7 protein-coding genes are annotated in these 8,410 nt (G+C 64.4%); 2 read left to right on the forward strand and 5 right to left on the reverse strand.

The annotated features are described in order from the left end of the window. Positions 1–2: 2 nt before the first annotated feature. The 4 genes from ACFMO3_RS04025 to ACFMO3_RS04040 form a co-directional block, all read right to left on the reverse strand. On the reverse strand, positions 3–935 hold the full coding sequence (locus tag ACFMO3_RS04025; RefSeq protein WP_376789152.1) for a DMT family transporter: 933 nt from the start codon (positions 933–935) through the stop codon (positions 3–5). A gap of 101 nt (positions 936–1,036) precedes the next feature. Beyond that, positions 1,037–2,146 carry a sensor histidine kinase gene (locus ACFMO3_RS04030; RefSeq protein ID WP_376789153.1) on the reverse strand — a complete coding sequence of 370 codons (1,110 nt, stop codon included), beginning with the start codon at positions 2,144–2,146 and terminating at the stop codon, positions 1,037–1,039. Between the two features lie 66 nt (positions 2,147–2,212). After that, the gene (locus ACFMO3_RS04035) at positions 2,213–2,881 is read right to left on the reverse strand and encodes a winged helix-turn-helix domain-containing protein (RefSeq protein ID WP_376789154.1); all 669 of its coding nucleotides are present in this window, start codon (positions 2,879–2,881) and stop codon (positions 2,213–2,215) included. 114 nt (positions 2,882–2,995) lie between these two features. Next, entirely contained in the window at positions 2,996–4,714 is a 1,719-nt protein-coding gene (locus tag ACFMO3_RS04040) for an ABC transporter permease (RefSeq protein ID WP_376789155.1), read from the reverse strand. Positions 4,715–5,065: 351 nt separating this feature from the next. Here ACFMO3_RS04040 and secD point away from each other — a divergent pair, with 351 nt between their 5' ends. Both secD and secF read left to right on the forward strand, forming a co-directional pair. Next, positions 5,066–6,484, forward strand: coding sequence for a protein translocase subunit SecD (gene secD, locus ACFMO3_RS04045; protein WP_376789156.1), 1,419 nt, complete (start codon positions 5,066–5,068; stop codon positions 6,482–6,484). 57 nt (positions 6,485–6,541) lie between these two features. After that, positions 6,542–7,471: a protein translocase subunit SecF gene (gene secF, locus ACFMO3_RS04050; RefSeq protein WP_376789157.1), complete on the forward strand. Its 930-nt coding sequence runs from the start codon at positions 6,542–6,544 to the stop codon at positions 7,469–7,471. A 133-nt stretch (positions 7,472–7,604) separates the two neighbouring features. Here secF and ACFMO3_RS04055 read toward each other — a convergent pair whose 3' ends face one another. Next, entirely contained in the window at positions 7,605–8,288 is a 684-nt protein-coding gene (locus tag ACFMO3_RS04055; RefSeq protein ID WP_376789158.1) for an N-acetylmuramoyl-L-alanine amidase, read from the reverse strand. Between the last annotated feature and the right edge of the window lie 122 nt (positions 8,289–8,410).

The following is an 8,410-nucleotide window of genomic DNA, read 5'->3' on the forward strand; positions in this document are numbered from 1 at the left end:
CTCTAGCGACCGGCGCGAGCAGCCCACAGGCCGGCGCCGATGATCAGAGCCCCCCCGAGGAAACGGGAGAGCCCCAGCGGTTCCCCCAGCAGGAAGTGTCCTAACAGCGCCCCATAGATCGGAAGGGTGTTGTAGAACATCATGGCACCGCCGGGGCCCAGACGGCGCACCCCTTCGTTCCAGGCGAGAAAGCCCAGCACCGTCGGGGCGATCCCGATATAGAGCACGGCCAGCGCGACCTCCGGGCGCCAGCGGAGCGGGAGGGAGAGCTGCTCCACCAACGCGGCGGGGATTAAGAGCGGCAGAGCCAGGGCCATCGACATAGCGGTGGTGGAGATCGCAGAGCGCCGGGCCATCACCTTCCGCCCCAGCACCGAGTAGATCCCCCACAGCGTGAGCGCCATCAGCACCAGCAGATCCCCGAGATAGCTATGGAAGGTTCCCCAGAACGTCCCTTCGCCGTTGGAGATCACCATGATCACCCCGAGAAGCCCCAAAAGGGCAGCCGCCAGCTGGCGGGGAGTCAGGGGCTCCCGGATGAGGAGGGCGGCGAGAAGGCCGGTGATCAGCGGGCCCAGGCCGTTGATCAGGGTGGCGTTCACCGCTGTGGTGTAACGCAGCCCCCAGTAGAGCGTAGGGGCGAAAAGCGCCACGCCGGTCAGGGCCATCGCGAGAAGAAGGGGGGCATCCGCGCCCGGGCGTCGGTCCTCCAGCGGGCGGGACCGGAGCAGCCAGGCAAAGCAAAGTGTGGCAATGAGAAACCGAAGGGCCGATAACGTCAGCGGTCCGATGCTCTCCCGCAGCCATCGCGCCAGGGTCATATTGGTGGCCCAGGTGAAGGTGGCCAGGTTGACCAAGAGCATGCCGATCCAGATCGACTCCCCGGCGCCCAGCGCCCCCCGCTTCCGGGAGATCCAGGCTTTCGCTTGCTCCATCCCCGCCTCCTATTCAGAAGAGCGGAGCTTCCGTGTGGGGAGCAATCCGCCTGCGTGCCCTCCCCCGAAAAACCTGGCAACCTAAAAAGGATTAGAGGGGTTCAGACCCCTTCCGAAACCGCAGGCAGGGTGAACACCAAGCGGGCGCCCCGCCCGGGCTCGCTGAAGGCCTGAATGCGGCCGCCGTGGGCCTCCACCGCGTGGCGGGCGATGGCCAGCCCGAGGCCGCTGCCGCCCCCTCCCCGATGGCGGTCCCGGCGATAGAAGCGCTCGAAGATCCGGGGGAGATCCTCCGGCGGGATCCCGGGCCCGGTATCCGACACCTCAATCGCCACCCATTCCCCATCCGACCAGGCCCGCACCCGCACCTCGCCCCCGGGTGGCGTGAACCGGATGGCATTGTCTAAGAGATTCCCCAGCGCCCGTCCCGCCCATTCTGGATCCGCCCACACCCACAGGCCTTCGGGAAGGTCCAGTTGAATCGTTAAGCCCTTGGCCTGCCATAAGGGAGCGAACCGCTCGATCCAGCTCTGCACCCAGGGGCGGATCTCCAGGGCTTCATATGCCAGAGGCCATTCCCCTGCCTCCAGACGGGCCAGATCCAGCAACGTGTTGACCAGGCGGATCAGCCGGTCCAGCTCCCCGATCAGGCGCTCCCAGGAGGCCGGAAGAGGATCCGCCGGCTTCAGCTCGTCCAGCAACAGACGGATCGTGGCGAGGGGCGTTCGCAGGTCATGGGCGACATTGGCCGTGAGCTCCCGCCGCGCCCGTTCCGCTTCCCGCTGGCGGGTGATATCGATCAGCGCCAGCCCCCAGCCCTCGGACCACGCCCAGCTGGTGCCCAGCCACCAGCGATCCCTCCACCGGATCTCGGCGGTCCCCGTCGCGTTCAGGAGCGTCTCCAGATCGGGGGAGGGGATCGCTTCCAGCAGGGCGCGGCCCGGCCGAGCGTTCAGCTGCTCCATCGCCGGACGGTTCGCCCATAGGATCCGCTGGTCCTGATCGAGCAGAAGGAGCGCCTCCACCCCGCCTGGCTTTAACCCTTCCAGCCAGGACGCTATGCGATCGCGCTCGGCGGCCAGCGCCCGCCGCGTTCGTTGCGCTTCCCGGACCGCCTCTTCCAGCTGGCGCTGCCGGCGATGGAGGACAAGCAAACCGGCCAGCGCCCCCAGCAGGAGGATCCCTATGAGAAGTGTAATCCCGATCATCATCGCGAAGCCATTCATCAAGGAGAACAAGGCAAGCGGTTCTGGCCGCCTGCCCCTCCTCCCGCCGGATCAACCTTCAAAGCGATAACCGATCCCTCGCACCGTGACGATCCGCCGGGGATGGGCGGGGTCTTCCTCGATCTTCTCCCGAAGCCAGCGGATATGGGTATCCACCGTTCGGGTATCCACCGGGTGTTCCACCCCCCAGACCCGTTCGAGCAGGAAGGCGCGGCTTAGAACACGGCCGCGGTTCTGAATCAGAGTGGCCAGGAGGTCGAACTCCTTGAGGGTGAGGCGGAGCTCCTGGCCGCCCTTATACGCCTTGCGGGCCAGCAGATCCAGAGTCAGATCCCCCGCCGTCAGCGTCGTCGCTGGGCGACCCCGAACCCGACGCAGAAGAGCCCGGACGCGAGCGATCAGCTCCCCGACGTGGAAGGGCTTCACCACATAATCGTCGGCCCCTACCTCCAGCCCGATGATCCGATCCACTGGCCCGCTGCGCGCTGTGAGCATCAGGATGGGGACATCGCTTTCCCGTCGGAGGATCCGGCAGACCGAAAGGCCATCCAGCGTGGGCAGCATGAGGTCGAGAATGATCAGATCGGGCTGGAGCGCGCGGGCCAGCTCCAGCGCCTCCCCGCCATCCCCGGTGGCGATCACCTCAAAACCCTCCCGCCGAAGCTGATCCGCCAGGGTCTCCTGCAACGACGGATCGTCCTCCACCAGCAACAGACGCATGCTCGCCTCGCTCTCCGGCTCCCACCGCTTCCCCTCCCGTCTTGGAGAGCGGCGGGTTTCCCGTTGATATGGCGACCTTATCGATCGCATAATTTACTTCGGAGGCGCCCCACGTCAATCGAACCGGAAGCGCTCCGAGGCCAGCGCATACAGACGCCGCCAGACCACGCGGTTGAAAGCGACGACGGTCAGGATCATCATCAGCGTGGCGGCCAGCAGCATGGGGTAGTCTCCACGCCCAGTCGCCTGGGCGATCAGCGCCCCCAGCCCCAGTGTGGCATGGGCCTGCCCGGCGAACTCCACATACTCCGCCACGATCGTCGCGTTCCAGGCCCCCCCACCGGCCGTGATTAAGCCGGTGACGAGATAGGGAAAAACGGCTGGCAGGATCAGCACCCGCCAGCGTTCCAGACCCCGAATCCCTAGGATCTCCGTGGTGAAGATCAGATCCCGCGGGATCGCAGAGGCACCCGCAATGATATTGAAGAGGAGATACCACTGCGTCCCCATCAGCATAAGGGCAACCGCGGCCAGCTCGAGGCCCATCGGGAGGCGGAGCAGGAAGAGCAGGATCACCGGGAACAGAGCGGTTGCCGGAATGGAGGCGACAACCTGGATGAGAGGTTGAACCCGTGCCGCCAGCGATCGATTCATCCCAATGGCCACCCCCAGAGGAACCGTCCAGGCCATAGCGATCAGCTGAGCGAGGAGGACGCGAGCCATCGAGGAAAGAGTGGCAAGCCCAAGCAGAGGCAGGATGGACAGCGGAAGAGCGCTCAGGAGACGGAGCGCCGCATGGACCCCATAGGCGAATCCGAGGCTGGCGATGGTTACCAGCGGGATCAGGAAAACCCAGGCCGGGATCGGGTTCAGCGCCGGACGGGCAACAAGCCGCGCGCTCCAGCATCCCAGCACGGCATCCACCCGTTCCAGCAAAGGGTTCCAGATCCGCTCGATGAACCACTCGGACACGGTGGCCCGCTGCCACAGGTCGTAAAGCCAGGAGGAGGCAGCCTCGTCGCTCTCCACCATTTCCAGCCGGAATTTATCCGCCCAAGCCAGCAAGGGGCGCCAGAGCAACTGATCCATCCCCACAATGATCCCCACCAGGGTCACCAGCCCCCAGGCCAGAGCTTGCAGATCCCCCTGCTCCGCAGCGAATTGAAGATAAGTTCCCAAACCGATCAATCGGAAGTCCCGGGCGCCCACAGTGAAGGTCTCGGCCGCCATCAGGAAGAACCAGCCCCCGGCCCAGCTCATCATGCTGTTCCAGATCAAAGCAATGGCCGCGTGGGGAAGCTCCAGGTGCCGGAAACGCAACCAGGGGTTCAGCCGGAAGATCTGGGCGGCCTCCCGGAGATCGGCCGGGATGGTGATCATGGACTGATAGAAGCTGAAGGTCAGGTTCCAGACCTGGCTGGTGAAAATCAGGACGATGGAAGCCAGCTCGACGGCGACATCCTCGGGCAGGATCGCGGTGAGGGAGAGGGCGACCACCGGCAGGAACGAGAGAATGGGAACAGATTGTAGGACGTCCAGCACCGGGAGGATCACGGCTCCTGCCCAGCGTTGTGTGGCCGCCACATATCCAACGATGAGCGAAAACAGGAGGGATAGCGCGTAGGCAGCCGCCATGCGCAAAAGCGAGCGAACGGCATAATAGGGAAGGACCTGCGGGGACAACCGGATCACAGGCCCGGAGATGGCCGCCGGGGCTCGAAGGGCTAGGGTCATCCCCAGCACCAGCACAGCAATCAGCAGCAGTAGAATCCCGATGTCTGCCCCGCTCAGGGCCACACGGATCGGGATGAATGCCCCGAAGAAGCGCCGCATCGGTTATGCTCCCCGCCATGAATGATTAAGAGCCTGAAGGTCAAGAGGAGGCGCCTTCCGCCTGGGGATCTCTCCTTCCCGGGAGCCCCATGGGCCTGTGACCCCTATCTAGACCCGCCTCCGGGGCCCGCTGAGCCCGGTAAAACCCGAATCATTTTAGCGCAGGGAAGCCTTTCTCGGCGGCTCCATCGCCGGGTCATACGCTTTCCACCGATCGCGCCTTCACAGGGGGTGGACCGCCTTCAGCCCTCGTTCCAACGCAGGACCAGCCGGGGAGGGCTTGCCTTCCACCCTTCCGCTTCCTATAATCAAACCGCTTTACCCAGATCCATTTTTGAGGATGAGCGGCCAATGCGGAACCGAAACCTTTGGCTGGTCCTCATCGGCCTTCTGGCAGTTTTCGCCCTCTGGGTGGATTTCTCGGAAACACAGATCGCGATCGATTTCCTGGGCATTCGCCGGGAGATCCGTACCGTGCTCGGGCTGGATCTTCAGGGAGGGATCCAGATCCTCCTGGAAGCCGATGTCCCGCCTAACCAGCCGGTGGATCGGGGGAACCTGGAGGATACCCGGCGCATTATTGAGAACCGGGTCAACGCCCTGGGGGTGAGCGAGCCGGTGGTGCAGATCGCTGGGAACCGACGGATTGTGGTGGAGCTCCCTGGGGTCACAAACCTGGAGCAGGCGGTCAACACCATCAAGCAAACCGGCCTGCTCGAATTCGTGGACGCCGGGGCTGCCCCGATCCCGGAGGGCACCGTCATCCGCACCACCCTGGATGTCTCCCCGACGGAGACCGTTCCCCTCACGGGGACGCCGACGCTGACCCTCACCCCGGCGCTGACGGAAACCGCGCCGATCACCGGAACGAGCCCGGTGAGCCCGACCGAGCGGGTGTATCCGACGGTTATGACCGGTCGGAATCTACGCAGCGCCCGGCCGCAGCTGGATCAGTTCCGCCAGCCGGAGGTGGCTTTCACCCTGGATGCCGAGGGCACCCGGCTCTTCGCGGAATACACATCCCGGAATGTGGGGCGCTATCTTTGCATTGTGCTCGACAAGAAAGTGATCTCCTGCCCGGTGATCCAGGAGCCGATCCCACAAGGGCAGGGGGTGATCCGCATGGGCTCAGGGAGCACCCTGGCGGATGCCGAGGCCCTAGCGGTGACCCTGCGCTATGGCGCCCTGCCGGTGCCGTTAAAGATCGTGGACACTCGGAACATCGGGCCGACCCTGGGCCGGGAATCGATCCACCGCAGCCTGATCGCCGGGATAGTGGGGTTCGCCACCGTCGCCCTCTTCATGATCCTTTACTATCGGGTGCCAGGGATCCTGGCTGTTCTCGCCCTCAGCCTTTACACCGCTATGGTGTTCGCAATCTTCAAGCTCCTCCCAGTTACCTTAACCCTGCCCGGGATCGCCGGGTTTGTGCTCTCCATTGGGATGGCAGTGGATGCCAATATCCTGATCTTCGAGCGGTTGAAAGAGGAGCTTCGCGCCGGCCGCGCCCTCGCCATGGCCATCGATTATGGCTTCGAGCGCGCCTGGCCCTCCATCCGGGATTCCAACATCTCCACCCTGATCACCTGCGCCATCCTGTATGTGTTCGGCCTGAACTTCGGGGCGAGCATGGTGCGGGGATTCGCCCTCACCCTGGCGATCGGGGTGGCGGCCAGTCTGTTCACCGGCATCTGGGTCACACGGGCCTTCCTCCACGCATTGCTGGATCGCCTCAGCGCTCAGGGCCAGAAGCGCTGGTTCGGGATCTGAAAAGCACACTTCACCTTTGTGCTCTCCGTGAGGGGAAAAGATTCCGGGAGGCAGGGAATGATCGACATCATCGGCAAGCGCTACTGGTATTTCGCCCTTTCGCTTATGGTCATCCTTCCGGGCCTGATCTCTCTGGCCCTTTACGGGCTACCACTGGCCATCGATTACACCGGCGGCTCACTGATGGAGATCCGGCTTCCGCCGGGCGTCGCCGCATCCAGCGAGGAAGTCATCGGGGTGGTCGGGAAGATCACCGGGTTCAACGTCGCCGACATCCGGGTCCAGCCATCCCTCCAGGGCACCCTGATCATCCGCACCCGGGAAATCGACGCGCCAACCAAGACCCGCCTGGAGGAGGCCCTGCGCTCCCGTTATGGGGAGATCACCATGGAGCGTTTCGAATCGGTGGGGCCCACAGTGGGCGCTGAGGTGACCCGAGGCGCCTTGGTGGCAGTGGCCATGGCCTCCTTAGCCATCATGCTCTATCTCACCTTTGCCTTCCGCCAGGTCCCCCACGCCTTCCGCTACGGCGTCGCGGCCGTCTTGGCCCTGCTGCACGATGTGGCCGTGGTGGTGGGCACCGCCTCCATCTTCGGCAAGGTCTTTGGCTGGGAGGTGGATGCCCTCTTCCTCACCGCCGTGCTGACGGTGATCGGCTTCTCCGTCCACGACTCCATCGTGGTGTTCGACCGCATCCGTGAGAACCTCATCCGCTATCGCGGCGAACCCTATGAGCGAATCGTCAACCACAGCATCCTGCAAACCCTGGATCGATCGATCAACACCCAGCTCACGTTGATCTTCACCCTGGTCGCCTTGCTCCTCTTCGGGGGGACAACCATCCGCCAGTTCATCGCCACGCTGCTGATCGGGATGATCAGCGGAACCTATTCCTCCATCTTTAACGCAGCGCCCATCCTGGTGGTCTGGGAGAAACGGGAGTGGCGGACCTGGTTCCGCCGCCCGGCGGAGCAACCGGTTCCGTAGCATCGGGCGGGGCATCCGGGGCCTGGAGGGGGCACAGCAGGCGCTCCCTCCGGGCCGTCTGATCCCCCCGTTTTGAGGAGCTGGCGCGGCCTGGCCTCCGATCGGAAAGCCGGGGATTCCCTCCCCATGCCCTTCAGCTCCCCCGCCCCTCCTCCAGAAAGCACCGCAATCCCTCCACAATCCCCTCCACCACGCGCTCCCGCCCCCGGGTGAGAAGCTCCCGATCCAGGTAAAGGAAACCGGTCTCCATAATCGCCGCGGGGGTCTCCGGCGCGATCTCCCGGAACGCGTGGTAGTCCGTCATATCGTAGGTGATGCTGTCCGCATGGAAACGCAACCCGGTGCTCCGACCGTAAGCGGAGACCAGACAGGTCACCAGGCGATCGCTCTGCTCCGGCACCATATCGGCCTGGGCCCGCGCGACTTTGAAGCCGGTCGCCAGCTCATTGATGTATTCACAGGAATCGGCATGGATCGAGAGCAGAGCGGCCGCGCGGTATCCATGAAGTCGCGTGTCGAACTCTTCCAGGATATCCACTGTGTATCCCAGCGCCTCCAGACGACGGGCCACCTCCCGGGCGATCGCGGTGTTCACCTCCACCTCCGTGAGCCCATCCGCGCAAACCGTCCCGCTATCGTGCCCCAGATGCCCGGCGACCAGGCCCACCCGGGGCGACCGGGAGGGAGACGACGGCTGAGCCGTGATATACACCGGATGGCCAGATAGAGCTGCAGAAAGCCTCCGGTAGCTTTCCCGTCCACTGAGAAATGCCGCGATCAGCAGCCCAGGAAACAGCAACAGGATGAGCGTTCGCAAAGGCAACCTCGAGGGCCCTCGAACCCTGCCGGTTGAGCGAGGATACGCCATCGGTGATCGGGCCCGTTTTCGAAACTCCTTTGTGGAACGCGATCCAGTGGCCATCGCTTCACCCATCCGAA

Origin of the sequence: Thermoflexus sp. (genome assembly GCF_042408815.1) — a bacterium.
GTDB lineage: Bacteria > Chloroflexota > Anaerolineae > Thermoflexales > Thermoflexaceae > Thermoflexus.

Coding starts and splice junctions, on each gene's coding strand:
- ACFMO3_RS04025 (WP_376789152.1), bottom strand. CDS start 935: ATGGAGCAAGCGAAAGCCTGGATCTCCCGGAAGCGGGGGGCGCTGGGC.
- ACFMO3_RS04030 (WP_376789153.1), bottom strand. CDS start 2,146: ATGATGATCGGGATTACACTTCTCATAGGGATCCTCCTGCTGGGGGCG.
- ACFMO3_RS04035 (WP_376789154.1), bottom strand. CDS start 2,881: ATGCGTCTGTTGCTGGTGGAGGACGATCCGTCGTTGCAGGAGACCCTG.
- ACFMO3_RS04040 (WP_376789155.1), bottom strand. CDS start 4,714: ATGCGGCGCTTCTTCGGGGCATTCATCCCGATCCGTGTGGCCCTGAGC.
- secD (WP_376789156.1), top strand. CDS start 5,066: ATGCGGAACCGAAACCTTTGGCTGGTCCTCATCGGCCTTCTGGCAGTT.
- secF (WP_376789157.1), top strand. CDS start 6,542: ATGATCGACATCATCGGCAAGCGCTACTGGTATTTCGCCCTTTCGCTT.